The organism is Synechococcus sp. O70.1 (assembly GCF_047462215.1).
Classification (GTDB): domain Bacteria; phylum Cyanobacteriota; class Cyanobacteriia; order Thermostichales; family Thermostichaceae; genus Thermostichus.
Genome location: NZ_JANSIT010000027.1, coordinates 1 through 14,306, shown reverse-complemented (window position 1 = coordinate 14,306; position 14,306 = coordinate 1). Strand labels below are relative to the sequence as shown.

The window sequence follows — 14,306 nt, the reverse complement described above, 5'->3', positions numbered from 1 at the left end:
GGGCCGCCCTACCGCCGCCGAGTTCACGCTCACCTTGTCGGCCCCCGCCAGGAGGAGCTTCCTGGCGTCCTGGAGACGGGGGGCGGGGCGGGGGCGGGGGGGGGTGGGGGGGGGGGGGCGGCGGCGGGGGAGCCTGCTGACGAAGAGTAGCCTGGGATTGGGGTGGACTGCCCTGGGAGGGAGGGGCCTCTACCCGCTTGCCCCCATCGCGGGAATCCACTTCTGAAACCAGCTCTGCTTCTTCCGGCGGCTCGAGATCTTCTGGCTCCAGCAAGATAAACTCAATGGCTTTTTGTTCTTGCTGGCGAAACGGCCAAAACCGACTCCAGGAGAGCAAGCCCAACAGCGCCAACCCATGCAGCAGCAGGGACAGCGCCACCATCCAAAAAAAATGGCGCGCTTCCTCCTCGCGGCGGCGCTGCTCAGTCCGGGTGCTGGCCATGGCCAAGATTGCCTCTTTGCGCTCCCCAGTCTCTCACCACACTGAGTTGGCTCTCCAGCTCAAATGTTATAACATCGCCCTGGCTGGGCTTCTTGCGCAAAGGCGTACAGTCGGCTGGGGAAGGGATCCCACCCTTCAGCACAAAATCGCCTACCTTATAAAGAGCAGGGATCCCGACTTGAGCAGGCTGCTTGGCAGGAGAGCCCATGGACCCCATCCGCTTTCATCTTGCCTTTCCGGTTGCCGACATTGCCTTGACCAAGACCTACTACGGCGAGGGCTTGGGTTGCCAGATTGGTCGGGAAACGCCTGTTTCCGTCATCTTGAACCTCTATGGCCATCAACTGGTGGCCCACCTCACCCAGGAAGAGCTGAGGCCCCAGCGGGGCATCTACCCTCGCCACTTCGGCCTGATCTTTCCCACCCAAGCAGAGTGGCAGAGCCTGGCCGACCAGGCCCAGGTGCGGGGATTGCCTTTTTATCAGGAGCCACGCTGGCGCTTCGTCGGCACCCCCCTGGAGCACGGCACGTTCTTTCTGCAGGATCCCTTCTACAACCTGCTGGAGTTTAAGTACTACCGCTACCCTTCCGCCATTTTTGGGGAGCGGGAATGGGCCGTGGTCGGGGATATTGCAGGCCAACAGCTTCCGAACCCCTCTCCCAGCAGCGCGTAGCAAACGGAAGGAACGCCTTGGCCATTCAACCCCCTCGTTCTGGCCCTATGCGCGGCCCCATCTGGCAGATGGACTTTAACGCCGTCCCGCTGCGAGATGCCCAGGATCGGCGAGTTTGGGAGCTCTTGGTGTGCGATCCCGGCGGCCAGTTTCGCCAGGCCAAGTACTGCAGCAACCAAGAGGTCAATAGCACCTGGGTGGCCCAACAGTTGCGCAGCTATCTGGAAGCGGCTCCCCAGCCCCCCTCGGCCATCCGGGTGTTCCGAGCCCGCATGAGCTCCATTCTGCAACGGGCCTGCAACGCCGTCGGGATCCCCATGCTCCCCAGCCGTCGCGTCTATGCCCTTAAGGCCTGGATGCGGGAACGGGCAGAGCAGGTTTACCCCCAGGAAACCCAGTTCACCTACAGCCCTGAACCCCCCGTGGAGCCGGATCCGCCGGATCCCGTCCCCCTGCCGGACAAGTTGCAGGGAGAGCGCTGGGCGTTCGTGACGCTGCGGGCTAGGGATCTGCGGGAAGCCGAGACCTGGCCAATCGAATTTGGCGAGCTGTTTCCAGTAAACTGGGAGGCTTTTGCGCCCGACACAATCATTCCCGGCTTGGTGATCGCCTCGCAGCGGGCTCTTCCTATAGCAGCCTGGATGAGCGGCATGGAGCCTGCCTACTTGACTGTGGCGGAGGGATGGCTGCTGTTCGAGGCTGGCCTCAACGATTGCTATCTCTTTGCACAACTCAAAGACGAAAAGCTGCGAGCAGAGGCCGAGGGCTTTGCCCAACGCCAACGCCAAGCGCAAGGGATCCATTTCCTCGCCATCCAAAGCGATTTCAGGGCTCAGTCGTTCGCTGGCTTTTGGCTGATGCAACTTTGAGGAGAAGCCTGCGTAATCCTTCAGGGCAAGCATAGTATCGCCAGCTTTGCGAGCGCCTTTGAAAGTCCCGGAAAAGCCTATTTTTTCGTTACCCGCTCGATTCCTTGCACCACGAGGCCTTCAGGCCTCTTACCCCCCCTTTCCAAGGCTACTTTCTGCTCTTTTCGACCGACCCCCTCACAAATGGGTCTTGTATTCCTTGCCCTGCTTGGCTTTAAGGGGGGTGGAGTCCTGTTCCCCCTTCGGGGGGTTCCCATGATCCACGTCGTCTAGGTGGTAGCCCCACCTCGGAATCGAGTTCCCCCTTTGGGGGAGCCCTAGAAACTTGGAAACGCGACAGGAGCGTGCCACTTAATCTCAAACTGGCAAGTTCTCCCGTCCGGGGTGACTCCCAGAAACTGGAAACAAGGCTTGAGCAAAGCGAGGGCCGCGCTTAATGTCCGAGGTCTTCCCTTCGGGGGGATTCCTGGAAATAGGAAACGAAACCCCCCGAGGTAGATCCCCGGGGAGTGTGTAAAAATGTTCTCCCTCAGGGGGAGAAATACCGGCTGCGAAATTCCGAGTAGATCTCGGCATAGGCCTTGACCCAGTTTGGATCTGGCTGGATGAGACGTTCCACCTGCACCAAGCGCTCGGCAGCCTGCTGCACTGAGCAGCACCAATAGGCCGATGCTGCCAGGATGGCCGCTCCTACAGCCGGGTCGGGATGTTTGACCACTGCCAAGGGACGGGCAAGGATACTGGCGCGCAGGCGGAGCCAGAGGGAACTTTTGCAGCCCCCGCCGGTGGTCAAAATTGGGCTCCCTTCTAGTAGGGGGATCCCATGGGCGGCCAAGGTCTCCAGTCCCAGCCGCTCCACCATCGCCACCCCTTCCAAGAGAGCGGCGTAAAAGCGAGGGGATCCTACTTCCGCCTGGGGCAAGAAGCCGGCAAATTCGCTATCTAGGATGGGAAAACGCTCGCCAGGTCGGCAGAGCGGATAGCTGACCAAGCCAGTGGGCAGATGGGCCTCCGCCTGCTGATCCAAGGCAGCCAAGTTGCCGCCAGGGAAGAAGTGGGGCAAAACTCCACCTCCACAAGAGGAAGCTGCCCCCGGCCACCAGCCGTTTCGGTCGGGGTGCAGATGGGAGTAGATGCTAGGGGTTTGTATGGGATCAGCACTGTTGGCCTTGAAGATAAGAGTGGTGCCCAGGCTGGTGGAGACTTGACCCAAGCGAGTAGCTCCTGCAGCCAGTTGCCCGGCGCAGCCATCGGTGATCCCGGCGGCAATTAGCACCTCTGGCCCCAGCTCCCACTCAGCTCGCACCGTTCCCAAAACCGTTCCCGGCGCCACCACCTCAGGGAAACGCTTGGGGTCGAGGCCATGGCGAGATAGCCACTCCCGCGGCCAGGTGTAGGTTTCTAGGTCAAAGCCACTTTTCAAGGCGTGGGTGTGGTCAGTTACCCGTCGGCGGCCTCCCAGTTGGCTTAGGAGAAAGTCCGCCGGATGGGCCAAGTAGCTGTCCCGGTAGCGGTCGGGATGGGCTTCTGCCCACCACAGCCAGCGGCTAAGTCCCCAGCTGGCAGGGATCCCCAACTGCTTGGCCTGAACCTGGCCCCGCGGGTCGGAATACAGCCAGGCCTGATCCAGCGGCATGCCGCGACCGTCCACCGGCAGCACTGTACCCGAGGTGCTGCAGGCACTAAGGGCAACAATGGTGTAGCGATCCCCCAGTTGCCCCCTTAGGTGTCCCAACAGGGTTCTTAGGGTGCGCAGCCAGCGGCCCGGGTTGGTTTCTGGGGGATCCCAGGAGCGCTCGCTTTTGCCCACCACCTCCCCCGCTTCTGAGAGGGCCACCACCCGCATTCCCGACGTGCCTAGGTCGATCCCAAGAAATACAGGTCCCATAGAGCTCTAGAAATCTCGGCTGCTGCGAGCCAAAGCCTCTTGGATGTCTAGATCGAGGTTCTTCACCGACTCCAGCACTGAACGGGTAATCAGCTTTCCTGCCTGCACCAACACAGCACCAGTGATAGGGTGCAAGATGGGCTGCTCGGCCCGCCGCCCAATGAGCACCTCGATGTCCTTGAGGGCATTGGCGTACATTCCCACCGGCAGTTCCACCACCACCCCTTCTCCCAGAACCCGCGCCTGGCAGGCAAGCCGGGAATTGGGCTTGCGGCTAGTGATCACCTCTAGGGTGCGCTGCTCCCGACGGGTCATGGGCGAGAGCGACTCCATCCCTTCTTTCACGTACACATGGCAGGTGGCGCAGAGACCGCGCCCGCCGCACTCTTTCAACACATTCAGCTCTTCCTGCAGCAGCACCGAGAGCAAGTTGTTGTTGGTGGCCACCTCTGACACCTGAGCAATGGGATCCAACCGCACGCGCTTGACCATCGTCCCTTCTCCGCCGTTACACTCCTTAACGCTAGCTTGTCTTGGCAAGGGATCCCAGCCGTTGCTTGCCCTACAGGTGGGAGGAGACGAGCTGGACAAGCTAGAGTAGATCCCGCCCTTGGTGTTTGCCAGGGTTTTGGCAGCATGAGCTCTCCGCCCATCCAGTGGTATCCTGGCCACGTAGCTAAGGCCCTTGGCCAGTTGCGGGAACAACTGCGGCTGGTGGATGTGGCAATTGAAGTGGTGGACGCGCGCATCCCGCTGGCCAGCCGCCATCCCGAGCTGGACAAGTGGCTGGGGCAGAAGCCGCGCCTCTTGGCCCTCAACCGAGCCGACTCGATTGCGGCAAGGGATCTGAAAGCGTGGCAGGAGTATTTCTCGCAGCAAGGGATCCCGGTCTATCCCACCAACGGCCAATCGGGACAAGGGGTCAGTCGCCTCAAGCAGGCTATTTTGCAGCTAGGGCAGTCGGTCAACGAGCGGCGGCAGCGGCGGGGCATGCGGCCGCGGGCTGTCCGGGCGGTGGTGGTGGGTTTTCCCAATGTGGGCAAGTCGGCCCTGCTGAATCGACTTTTGGGACGGCGAGCCGTCGAGAGCGCTGCGCGCCCTGGGGTAACCCGGCAACTGCAGTGGGTACGGCTAGGGGGGGAGTTGGATTTGCTGGACTCGCCGGGCATCCTCCCGCCTTCGCTGCCGGATCAGCGGGCAGCCACGTTGCTAGCCATCTGCGATGACATTGGCGCTGCCGCCTACGACCCCGAGCGCGTAGCGGCCTACTTTGTGGATCAACTGCTGCAGGTGCAGCCCCAGGCCCAAGCTCTTTTGCAACAGCGCTACGGCTGGCTCGATCCAATCCCCCCTGGCAGCGTGGCAGTCCAGGAGCTGGCCCAACGGCGCTACCAAGGCGATACCGAGCGAGCGGCAAGGCAAATCCTCAACGACTACCGCAAGGGGTGGCTAGGGCCTCTAGCTTTGCAACTTCCTCCCACCTCTAGTCCCCCAGCAAGAGGCTAGCTTCATCTGTCTGTATATGTTGCTACGAGATGCGGCAGAGTGAGTGATACGATGGAACTAGAATACTAACACTGCGCCAGATTTTTCCCTGAGGTTTTTCGCAGCGCTTTTTGCCTTTAACCTGCCTGCGGACGAGTCAAGTTGGGGATAGGCTGTAAGAAACTCCAGGGAGTAGACCATCCTCCTTGCTAGATTCCCATGGGTCAGCCTGCTGTTGCCGCCAGCTTAGAAGGAGGCTTTGACCTAAACAACCTCGATTTTGAGGTGCCAGGATGGCTGCGTGCTTTGCTTTCTGGCGCTGAAGATCTCGGCGATGGGCTGAGAGCTTACACTCCCCAAGAGGCAGATTTGCTGCGCCGGGCCTTTGAGTTTGCCTACTGCTTGCACAAGGGCCAAAAGCGGAAGTCGGGGGATCCCTACATCGCCCACCCGGTGGCTGTGGCTAGCTTGTTGCGGGAGCTGGGGGGGGATGCCGTCACGGTAGCGGCTGGCTTCTTGCACGATGTTGTTGAGGATGCAGGCGTTACCCTGGAGGCGCTAGAAGCAGAATTTGGACCCGAAGTGCGCCTCCTGGTGGAAGGGGTAACCAAGCTTTCTAGGTTTAATTTCTCCAGCAAAACGGAGCAGCAAGCGGAGAACTTCCGCCGCATGTTTGTGGCCATGGCCAAAGACATTCGGGTCATCGTGGTCAAGCTGGCGGATCGCTTGCACAACATGCGCACGCTGCAATATCTGCCGCCCCACAAGCAAAAGCAGATTGCAGCCGAAACCATGGAGATCTTTGCCCCCTTGGCCAACCGGCTGGGGATCTGGCATTTCAAGTGGGAACTAGAAGACCTGGCTTTTAAGTACCTGGACTACGAAGCCTATCGCCAGATCCAAGAGTTGGTTAACGCCAAGCGCAGCGAGCGAGAGGCGGAGATCCAAGCTTTTATCGAAGAGCTGCGGAAGAACCTCCTCCAAGCGGGGCTAGAGCACTTTGAGATCAGCGGGCGGCCCAAGCACCTGTATGGCATCTACCGCAAGATGCAGCAGCAGCGCAAGGAATTCCATGAGATCTACGACCTCTTGGCGGTGCGGGTTATCGTGCAGACCGTGAGCGAGTGCTACCGGGTGCTGGCAGTTGTTCACAACTGCTTCCGCCCCATTCCCGGGCGCTTTAAAGACTACATCGGCCTGCCCAAGCCAAACCGCTACCAATCTTTGCACACGACAGTGATTGGTCTGCAGGGGCGACCCGTGGAGGTGCAGATCCGCACCGAAGAAATGCACCGCGTGGCCGAGTACGGCATTGCTGCCCACTGGAAATACAAGGAAGCCGGCAGCACCCCCGTAAAGCCCGAGGAAGAGCGCTTTACCTGGCTGCGGCAACTCTTGGAGTGGCAAAACGACCTCAAGGACGACAAAGAATACCTAGAGACTGTTCGCGAGAACCTGTTTGAGAGCGAAGTTTACGTCTTCACCCCCAAGGGAGATCTGCTGGCCTTACCCCAGGGATCCTGCCCGATTGATTTTGCCTATCGCATCCACTCAGAAATTGGGGATCACTGCGCCGGGGCGCGGGTAAACAACAAGATTGTACCGCTGGATACCCGCCTGCGCAATGGCGACATCGTGCAGATTATCACCCACAAGAATGCCCACCCCAGTCTAGACTGGATTAATTTTGTAGCCACCAGCTCGGCGCGCAATCGCATTCGCCAATGGTTTAAGCGCTCCAATCGCGAGCAAAATATTGCCCGCGGTCGGCAGTTGCTGGAGCGGGAGCTGGGCAAAACGGGGTTCGAAGCGCTGCTGCAGTCCGAGCGGATGCAGAAGGTTGCCGAGAAGCTCAACTACAGCAGCGTGGACGATTTACTGGCGGCGCTGGGCTATGGAGAGGTAACCCCCGCGCAGGTGATCCACCGGCTGCAGGAGGTCAGCAAGCCAGCCATCTCCCCCCCACCCGAGGAGGGATCTTTGGCGGAAGCCAAGCTGCTGCTGCCGCGAAGCGATGGAAATCGAGCTTCTAGCCGATCCCAGTCTCTCATCCTGGGGGTGGAGGGCCTGAAACATCAATTGGCCAAATGCTGCAACCCGCTCCCAGGGGATCCCATCCTGGGCGTGGTTACCCGCTTCAAGGGCATCACCATTCATCATCGCGATTGTCCGCGGGTAGCCCAGGTTCCGGGTGAGCGGCTGGTGCCGGTGCGCTGGAACGAGGAGCAGGTGCGGCAAAGCACCCAGACTTATCCTGTAGAACTGCGTCTAGAGGTCATCGACCGGGTTGGCGTGCTGCGGGATATTCTCTCCCGCCTTTCCGATCAGGGCATCAATGTGCGCAATGCCAAGGTGCAAACCTTTGCCAATCGCACTGCCTCAATTGACCTCTGCATTGATGTACGCGACGCCCAACAGCTTGCTCAGCTTCAAAATCAGCTGCGCCAGCTTTCCGATGTGTTGGCCCTGCGCTCCCGCCACTACCAGAACGGATCCCGCTAAAAGGCTGCTGCGGTCCAATCTTAGGTAGGATATGGAGGTGGCTAACCCTAAGCGGAGGATCTCGGCATGGCAGGGGAGGGGCAGTTGAGCCTACTGGGTCGGCGGCTTTCTAGGGTGTTGTTGCTGCTGGGGGTCTGCCTCAGCTTGATCATTGGTGCCTGCTCAGCAAGCCCCAACCTGCGAGTCTACCGAGATCCCAATGGAGCTTTTGCCTTTGCTTACCCCAATGGCATGGTGAGCGTGAAGCTAAGCCCTGGGAAGGGGCTAGCCGTGCTCCTGCGCGACCTAGTCTATGAGACCGAAAACATCAGCCTGATGGTTGCCCCCTTCGACAAAGGGGAGACGATTGCGGATCTGGGAGGCCCAGAGGAGGTAGGGCAATTGGTGGCAAAGAAGATCATTGCCCCTGAGGGATCGGGTCGCTCAACCCAGCTCTTGGCAGCCGAGGCCTTCGAACGGCAGGGGCAGCCCTACTACCTGTTTGAGTACCAAACCAATCTGGGATCCCAGCTTCGCCACGAGGTAGTGACGGTAACCGTTCGTCACCATCGCCTCTATACTCTGACTGCCTCAACCCAGGAGTCCCGCTGGCCACAGGTGCAGACCGCTTTCCGGGAGGTAGGTCGCTCTCTAAGGGTCTCTTGAGAGGGCTCTGCCTTTGGAGACGGCAAAGGCCTTTCGGTGCTGAAAAATCCCGCCGCCATGACGGTTTACGTGGTTCAAATCAGTGACCTGCATCTATTTGCCAAGAGCCATCAGCGGTTGTTGGGGGTAGACACCGAGGCCTCTTTTCTGGCAGTGCAAAAGGCCATTGTGAGTTTGGATCCCTTGCCGGATGTGTTGCTCCTAACCGGGGATCTTGCCCAAGATGGCAGTGCGGCTGCCTATGCCCGTCTTAGAAGCTATTTGCAGACCCTTCCCATCGACACCTATTGGCTGGCGGGGAACCACGATCGCCTGCATGTTATGAACCTAGAGCTCCGCGGCGGGCGGTTGCACGCAGAGAAAAGCTTCAGTCGCGAGAACTGGAGCTTTATTTTGTTGAACTCGCTGGTGCCAGGCAGGGACAGCGGCTACCTAACCGACCGCACCTTACTTTGGCTCCGACAAGAGCTACAGCGCAGCCGGGCCAACCACCACCATGTTCTCCTAGCCCTGCACCACCCCCCCTTTTCGGTGGATTCCGATTGGCTGGATCAAAGTGCGCTACAGCAGCCGGAGCGGCTGTTCGGGGTTTTGGACGAGTTCGACCACGTTCGCCTGGTGATTTTTGGCCATGTTCATCAGGAGCTGCACCGTCGCCGCCGGGGGGTTGATTACTTTGCCTGTCCCTCCACCTGCGTGCAATTTCTCCCCAAGAGCTCCCAGTTTGCTCTGGAGGTGATCCCCCCAGCCCTGCGACAGCTATGGCTGGAGCCAGATGGCAGCTTCAAAACCCAAGTGCATCGGGTAGAAGCCGCCTTGCAAACCCCTAACTTGGCTGCAAAAGGGTACTAATGGGATCCCGGGCGCACCAGGCCAACTGCTTGTCCCAAGAAGAAACTGGCTGCAAGAGGTAGAGCAACCCGCCCTCCAGCCGTCCGGTGCAGCTAGGGCCCCACGCCCTGAAGCTGCAGCCTCCATGGGAAAACTCTCTTGGCCCTTGAGCTACAGGAGGCTCCGCCGCCGGCAGACCAATCGGAGCCAGTGGATCTGGAGGGCAGCGCAGCCGCTCGGCTCTAGGCGCGGGCTATGCTATGCTAGAAGCTTCTCCTCAAAGCCGAGCCCAACTGGGCTTCAGCTAGGGCCGGATCCCTCGCTTTCCCTTAACCTTACTTTTGCTAGGCTTGAGCCCCAGCGACGCCCCTTCTCAAGACCATGGACGAACTCAACACCCTGATCCAGGATCTGCAAGCTGCCTTTGGCGACAGCAGCAAGCCCGTGCTCTCGATATATGCCGACACCAACCCTGCTCGTCCCGAAAATGCGGGTCGCGCCTGGGTGGGGCGCATCAAGAATACCCTCAAGGAGCTGCTGGAGAGGGAGGAGAGCAAGCCTGATAACTCCCTCTGCGAGCAAGTCCTTGCTCTAGTGGAGCAGGAGCGCCCTTCGGCCCGCACCCTGGTTCTTTTTGCCAGCCGCAATCCCGCTGGCAAGCCAGTGCTGCGCCGAATCGACCTGCAGGTGGAGCTGCCGGTGGTGGATCTGGCCCATGGGCGGGTGGAGGCCCGCTGGGGGGAACCTTACCTCACGCCCCTTTTCTTTGCCTTTGATGAATACGAGCGGGGTGGGGTGTTGCACCTGTCTGGCAGCAGGTGGCGCTTCTACGAGCTCTTTTTGGGAGAACTGCGAGAGGACACGGAAATCTTTGCCAACATCAGCGCCGAGGAATGGCAGGAACTGCAGAAGCTGGCCGGCCGCATTGAAAATGCCGTTGCCGAACGTCGCGCCCGCAGCGGTGGCACCTTCGACAAGCTTTCCCCCAAGGAGCGGGAGGCGGCCAAGGTCAGCCTCTGGATGCACAAGCTTTACCTCCGCCTGGCTTCCGCCCTGGATAAGGCAGTGGATCGCCTGGGCATTGAGCGGCTGGTGCTCATGGGTGAAGCCTGGCAGGTGTCCCACTTTGAGGGCTATCTCAACCGCGGCCTACGCAACCGCATCGTCGCGCGGGTGGGGCACCCCGCCAACCTTCACACACCGACGCCGCAAGACATCCTCGACCGAGTGGTACCCGTCCTGGAGGCCGCTGAGCGCCGAGGAGAGCTGGCTTTGTTGGAGCGGATTCGAGAGCAGCCCGGCGCTTGGGGCTTGGATGCGGTGCTGGACGCCCTCCAGCTAGGCCGGGTGGAAATCCTTGTCCTGCCTTGGAGGCTAGAGGCCACCATCTGGCGCTGCCCAGACGGCTTTGTGGGAGGAACCCAGGAGATGGCCCAGCTCCTTTGCCCAGAGCCACAGCCGGCACCCCTGCGGGATCTGGTGTGGGTGCTAGGCCGCGATTTTGGCGCTAAACTGGAGTTCGTTCGCGGCGAAGCTGAAGAGCGCTTGCTCCACGAGTTTCAGGGAGCAGCGGCGCTGCTGCGCTGGTAGGTCTAGCAACTTGAGCAGGGATGGCCCAACCCTCTAGCTAGATCCCAGAGCAACGGTGTAGGCTGCTAGCATAATCTGGCCCATCCTGTCTAGCGAGGGATCCCCTTGACCCAATCCATTAACCTCCCCACCAGCGTCGATACGTTCTTGCAAGAGCTGGCCGCCATTCAGCAAGTGGGGCCAAAGCGGATAGCCATCTTGGGCACTCGCCATGTGCCCATTACCCACCAGTACCTCATCGAGACCCTCAGCTACGCCTTGGCCCTTACCGGCAACCGCATCCTCACGTCCGGGGCTATTGGTACCAACCTGGCTGTAATTCGTGGAGCAATGCGGGCAGATATTAAATCCTTGACGGTGATCCTGCCCCAAAGCCTAGAGCGGCAGCCGGCAGAGTCGCGGGCCAGTTTGGAGCAGGTGCTGCATCTGGTGGAGCACCCTGAAAACGACCACCTGCCTCTAGCGGAGGCCAGTCGCCTCTGCAATCTGGAAATCATCAGCAAGTGCCAGCAATTGATCTGTTTTGCCTTCCACGACAGCGTCACGCTTTTGGAGGCCTGCAGGCACGCTGAGGAGCAACACAAGGTGGTTACGCTCTTCTACTTCGACTAATTCCTTGGCAAAGGAGGGCAGGCAGAATGGGGTCGCTGGTGGGAAACTCGCCACCCTTTCCCAAGGCCCCTGCCTCCTCTATCGGGGTAGGGGCAGCCAAAGAGAGTGTCTACTTTCGCTCCGATGCCCAAGGGATCCACCTGCACCTGCCCACCACCCTAGCTTGGGAAGAAGTTTGGGACGAGCTCGTTTGGCAGTTGCGCAGCCGCAAGTCCTACTGGACGGGGGTGGCTCCTCTAACCCTGTGGTGCCAGGAGCGAGAGCTGGAGCTGCCCACCCTGCAGGCCCTGGCTGTCCTGTTGGCGCAGCATCGGCTGCAGCTATGGCGCGTCCAAACCCGATCCCGCACGACCGCCATTGCCGCGGCAACCTTGGGCTATTCGGTGGAGCAATCCTCCCTTTTAGAGGTGGTTCCCCCTCCTCCTCCCGACACTGCCCCTCTGTACCTGCGTTCAACCGTGCGCTCGGGCATGTCCGTACGCCACCGTGGCTCTGTCTTCCTCTTGGGAGATCTCAACCCCGGCGGCGAGATCGTTGCGGGCGGCGACATTTGGGTTTGGGGACGGCTGCGAGGGTTGGCGCATGCCGGCGCCGAGGGGGATAGAAGTGCAGTGATCCTGGCCTTGCAGTTGGAGCCCACCCAATTGCGCATCGCCGACCAGGTGGCCCGCCCCCCAGAAAGTGGCTCCCCTTGCAATACCCCTGAGGTGGTTTACTTGCAAGATGGTGCCATCTGCATCGCCAGCCTTCAGGAGTTTCTGCGGAGAAGAGCATGGGCCGAGTTATCGTCATAACCTCTGGGAAGGGAGGAGTAGGCAAAACCACCCTGACAGCCAACTTAGGCACTGCCTTAGCGCGCTTGGGTCGCTCGGTAGCGGTGGTGGATGCCGACTTTGGCCTGCGCAACCTGGATCTGCTGCTGGGCCTAGAGAATCGGGTAGTGTACACGGCTCTAGAAGTCATTGCGGGAGAATGTCGCCTTGAACAAGCGTTGGTGAAAGACAAACGCACCCCCAATCTCTCCTTGTTGCCAGCAGCCCAAACCCGCAACAAAACAGCAGTCAACCCGGAGCAAATGCGGCAGTTGATGGAGAAGCTTGCCGGTAGCTACGACTATGTGTTGATCGACTGCCCGGCCGGGATTGAGCAGGGGTTTCGCAATGCCATTGCCGGGGCAACAGAGGCCCTGCTGGTGACTACGCCCGAAGTAGCTGCCGTGCGGGATGCAGACCGGGTGGTGGGCCTGCTGGAAGCGGCAGGGATCTCTTCAATTCAGCTAATTGTTAACCGCCTGCGCCCCGATATGGTAACCGCTGGCCAGATGATGGCCGTGGAAGATGTGGTGGAGGTGCTGGCCATCCCTTTGGTGGGTATGATTCCGGAAGACCGAGAGGTGATCGTCTCCACCAACAAGGGAGAACCCATGGTTTTGGCTGCCCGTCCTTCTCCGGCTGCCCAGGCCATTCAGCGCATTGCCCGACGGCTGGAAGGGGAGGTGGTGGAGTTCCCCAAGTTGGCCGGCTTGGGTGAGTCTTTCTGGGAAAAGGCAAGGCGATTTTTAAGCCAAAAGGTGTTCTGAAGCCCAGCAGCCCTTAGCTCTCTTTCAACGAGACTAGAATAAAGCCCATGCTCCTCGAGTTTTTGGATCAGCTTTTCCCCCGCTCCCCCGGCGGCAGCCGCGAGCAGGCCAAGCAGCGCCTGAAATTCATCTTGGCCCACGACCGCGCCAATCTCAGTCCGGCAGCCCTGGAATCGATGCGGCTGGAAATTTTGGGGGTGGTCTCCCGCTATGTGGAGCTGGACTCGGAGGGGATGCAATTCCACTTGACCGTGGAGGGGAGCACAACGGCCCTCATTGCTAACTTACCCATTCGCCGAGTTAAGCCGCTGGCAGCAGCCGAACTCGACCCTTCTGCAAAGGGGCAGCCGGATTAGCCAGGGGGGTTCACTTCGGCCTGAGCTACCCTGGGCTCAGGGAGCATCTGCCCTCGGCAAAAGGATGCTTTCTCCTGTCTGTCCCAGGGTGGAGTTCTCTGCAGGTGTTTCTAGTCTCTCATGGCAGCTTTGAGGGGCAACCCTACTGAACAGGAGAGAGCTGCTGGGGCAGAGTTCTCACGGAGGGAGGTTGAGCCTCGGCATGGAAAGCTCTTTTGAGCTGACGATCCTGTTTACGCTGGCCTTGGTGGCCGGGATCGCAGCTCAAGTCCTGGCTAACTTTGTCAAGGTGCCCAGCATTGTCTTCCTGCTGCTGTTTGGGGTGCTGCTGGGGCCAGATGGCTTGGGCTGGGTTCGCCCCCAGATCATGGGATCCGGTCTGGAGGCGCTGGTGTCGCTAGCAGTGGCCCTGATCCTGTTCGAGGGAGGGCTGAACCTGCGGCTACAACGCCTCAACCAGGTCTCCGGCAGCCTGCGCAATCTGGTATTGCTGGGATCGCTTTTGACCTTGGGAGGGGGGGCACTGGCGGCCCACTATTTGGGAGAGTTCCCCTGGCCCCTAGCCTTTCTGTTTGGATCCCTGGTGGTGGTGACGGGGCCAACTGTAGTTAACCCCATCCTCAAGCGGGTACGCGTCGATCCCGCCGTCAGCACCCTCTTGGAAGGGGAAGGGGTGCTCATCGATCCGGTGGGGGCCATCTTGGCAGTGGTGGTGCTGCAGGTGGTGCTTTCGGGTCACCCCAGTTTCTTGATGGCCTTGGAGCAGCTATCTAGCCGCTTGGCCATTGGGTCAGCGGTGGGGGCGCTGGGGGGCTGGCTGATGGGATCCTTTC

At 60.2% G+C, this 14,306-nt stretch carries 14 protein-coding genes and 1 pseudogene; 12 read left to right on the top strand and 3 right to left on the bottom strand.

Annotated features, from left to right (window positions below; genetic code table 11):
• Positions 1-442 (bottom strand): annotated as a pseudogene (locus NW833_RS10910) (hypothetical protein); the annotation flags it as partial.
• A gap of 206 nt (positions 443-648) precedes the next feature.
• On the opposite strand from NW833_RS10910, the gene NW833_RS10905 reads away from it, so the two are divergent.
• The gene (locus NW833_RS10905; RefSeq protein WP_414412478.1) at positions 649-1,116 is read left to right on the top strand and encodes a VOC family protein; all 468 of its coding nucleotides are present in this window, start codon (positions 649-651) and stop codon (positions 1,114-1,116) included.
• Between the two features lie 47 nt (positions 1,117-1,163).
• Positions 1,164-1,985, top strand: coding sequence for a Tab2 family RNA-binding protein (locus tag NW833_RS10900; protein WP_414412477.1), 822 nt, complete (start codon positions 1,164-1,166; stop codon positions 1,983-1,985).
• A 529-nt stretch (positions 1,986-2,514) separates the two neighbouring features.
• On the opposite strand, the gene NW833_RS10895 is transcribed toward NW833_RS10900, so the two are convergent.
• Both NW833_RS10895 and NW833_RS10890 read right to left on the bottom strand, forming a co-directional pair.
• The gene (locus NW833_RS10895; RefSeq protein WP_414412476.1) at positions 2,515-3,873 is read right to left on the bottom strand and encodes an FGGY-family carbohydrate kinase; all 1,359 of its coding nucleotides are present in this window, start codon (positions 3,871-3,873) and stop codon (positions 2,515-2,517) included.
• 6 nt (positions 3,874-3,879) lie between these two features.
• A complete protein-coding gene (locus tag NW833_RS10890; RefSeq protein WP_414404976.1) occupies positions 3,880-4,365 on the bottom strand; it encodes a 2Fe-2S iron-sulfur cluster-binding protein in 486 nt (161 codons plus the stop codon).
• A gap of 144 nt (positions 4,366-4,509) precedes the next feature.
• Here NW833_RS10890 and ylqF point away from each other — a divergent pair, with 144 nt between their 5' ends.
• From ylqF to NW833_RS10840, 10 genes are all read left to right on the top strand, one after another.
• Positions 4,510-5,379, top strand: a complete 870-nt coding sequence (gene ylqF, locus NW833_RS10885; protein WP_414396244.1) for a ribosome biogenesis GTPase YlqF — start codon at positions 4,510-4,512, stop codon at positions 5,377-5,379.
• Between the two features lie 198 nt (positions 5,380-5,577).
• A complete protein-coding gene (locus tag NW833_RS10880; protein WP_414412475.1) occupies positions 5,578-7,860 on the top strand; it encodes a RelA/SpoT family protein in 2,283 nt (760 codons plus the stop codon).
• 66 nt (positions 7,861-7,926) lie between these two features.
• Positions 7,927-8,505: a photosystem II reaction center PsbP gene (gene psbP, locus NW833_RS10875; RefSeq protein ID WP_414396249.1), complete on the top strand. Its 579-nt coding sequence runs from the start codon at positions 7,927-7,929 to the stop codon at positions 8,503-8,505.
• Between the two features lie 36 nt (positions 8,506-8,541).
• Positions 8,542-9,357 carry a 3',5'-cyclic-AMP phosphodiesterase gene (cpdA, locus tag NW833_RS10870; RefSeq protein WP_414412474.1) on the top strand — a complete coding sequence of 272 codons (816 nt, stop codon included), beginning with the start codon at positions 8,542-8,544 and terminating at the stop codon, positions 9,355-9,357.
• Between the two features lie 360 nt (positions 9,358-9,717).
• Positions 9,718-10,926 carry a VLRF1 family aeRF1-type release factor gene (locus NW833_RS10865; RefSeq protein WP_414396254.1) on the top strand — a complete coding sequence of 403 codons (1,209 nt, stop codon included), beginning with the start codon at positions 9,718-9,720 and terminating at the stop codon, positions 10,924-10,926.
• 105 nt (positions 10,927-11,031) lie between these two features.
• On the top strand, positions 11,032-11,538 hold the full coding sequence (locus NW833_RS10860; protein ID WP_414412473.1) for a DNA recombination-mediator protein A: 507 nt from the start codon (positions 11,032-11,034) through the stop codon (positions 11,536-11,538).
• Positions 11,539-11,564: 26 nt separating this feature from the next.
• Positions 11,565-12,332: a septum site-determining protein MinC gene (gene minC / locus NW833_RS10855; RefSeq protein WP_414412472.1), complete on the top strand. Its 768-nt coding sequence runs from the start codon at positions 11,565-11,567 to the stop codon at positions 12,330-12,332.
• Complete coding sequence (minD, locus tag NW833_RS10850) at positions 12,311-13,117, top strand: septum site-determining protein MinD (protein ID WP_414412471.1); 807 nt, start codon at positions 12,311-12,313, stop codon at positions 13,115-13,117. Before minC ends, minD begins: the two co-directional genes overlap by 22 nt.
• Before the next feature lie 47 nt (positions 13,118-13,164).
• Positions 13,165-13,473, top strand: coding sequence for a cell division topological specificity factor MinE (gene minE / locus NW833_RS10845; protein WP_414396262.1), 309 nt, complete (start codon positions 13,165-13,167; stop codon positions 13,471-13,473).
• Positions 13,474-13,675: 202 nt separating this feature from the next.
• On the top strand, positions 13,676-14,306 hold a 631-nt coding region (locus NW833_RS10840), incomplete at its 3' end, for a cation:proton antiporter (protein WP_414412470.1).

Coding starts and splice junctions, on each gene's coding strand:
- NW833_RS10900 (WP_414412477.1), top strand. CDS start 1,164: ATGCGCGGCCCCATCTGGCAGATGGACTTTAACGCCGTCCCGCTGCGA.
- ylqF (WP_414396244.1), top strand. CDS start 4,510: ATGAGCTCTCCGCCCATCCAGTGGTATCCTGGCCACGTAGCTAAGGCC.
- minE (WP_414396262.1), top strand. CDS start 13,165: ATGCTCCTCGAGTTTTTGGATCAGCTTTTCCCCCGCTCCCCCGGCGGC.
- NW833_RS10880 (WP_414412475.1), top strand. CDS start 5,578: ATGGGTCAGCCTGCTGTTGCCGCCAGCTTAGAAGGAGGCTTTGACCTA.
- NW833_RS10890 (WP_414404976.1), bottom strand. CDS start 4,365: ATGGTCAAGCGCGTGCGGTTGGATCCCATTGCTCAGGTGTCAGAGGTG.
- NW833_RS10895 (WP_414412476.1), bottom strand. CDS start 3,873: ATGGGACCTGTATTTCTTGGGATCGACCTAGGCACGTCGGGAATGCGG.
- psbP (WP_414396249.1), top strand. CDS start 7,927: ATGGCAGGGGAGGGGCAGTTGAGCCTACTGGGTCGGCGGCTTTCTAGG.
- minD (WP_414412471.1), top strand. CDS start 12,311: ATGGGCCGAGTTATCGTCATAACCTCTGGGAAGGGAGGAGTAGGCAAA.
- NW833_RS10865 (WP_414396254.1), top strand. CDS start 9,718: ATGGACGAACTCAACACCCTGATCCAGGATCTGCAAGCTGCCTTTGGC.
- minC (WP_414412472.1), top strand. CDS start 11,565: ATGGGGTCGCTGGTGGGAAACTCGCCACCCTTTCCCAAGGCCCCTGCC.
- NW833_RS10905 (WP_414412478.1), top strand. CDS start 649: ATGGACCCCATCCGCTTTCATCTTGCCTTTCCGGTTGCCGACATTGCC.